Origin of the sequence: Cupriavidus sp. SIMBA_020 (genome assembly GCF_046535395.1) — a bacterium.
GTDB classification, from domain to species: Bacteria; Pseudomonadota; Gammaproteobacteria; order Burkholderiales; family Burkholderiaceae; genus Cupriavidus; species Cupriavidus campinensis.
In genome coordinates this window covers 1-348 of the sequence record NZ_JAWRWU010000186.1, presented here as the reverse complement: position 1 = coordinate 348, position 348 = coordinate 1, and the positions used below count along the sequence as shown (strand labels likewise).

The 348-nt window shown below is 66.7% G+C and carries 1 protein-coding gene; it reads right to left on the bottom strand.

The features are described from left to right. Positions 1 to 348 (bottom strand): methylenetetrahydrofolate reductase (locus SB751_RS28750; protein WP_410748879.1); only part of this gene is annotated, 348 nt, incomplete at both ends.

The following is a 348-nucleotide window of genomic DNA, read 5'->3' as shown; positions in this document are numbered from 1 at the left end:
GTGATGGGCATGATGCCCGGCACGATCGGCACCCGCACACCCTTGGCCTGGGCGCGGTCGACGAAGTCGAAGTAGGCGTCGGCGTTGAAGAAGTACTGCGTGATCGCGGAATTCGCGCCGGCCTTCACCTTGCGCGCGAAATTCTCGAGGTCGGCTTTCGGCGAACGCGCTTGCGGGTGGTACTCCGGATAGCCGGCGACTTCGATGTGGAACCAGTCGCCATGCTCGGCGCGGATGAAGCTGACGAGTTCCGACGCATAGCGCAGCTCGCCCACCGCGCCCATCCCCGACGGCAGGTCGCCGCGCAGCGCGACGATGTGGCGGATGCCGTGCGAGCGGTACTGGTCG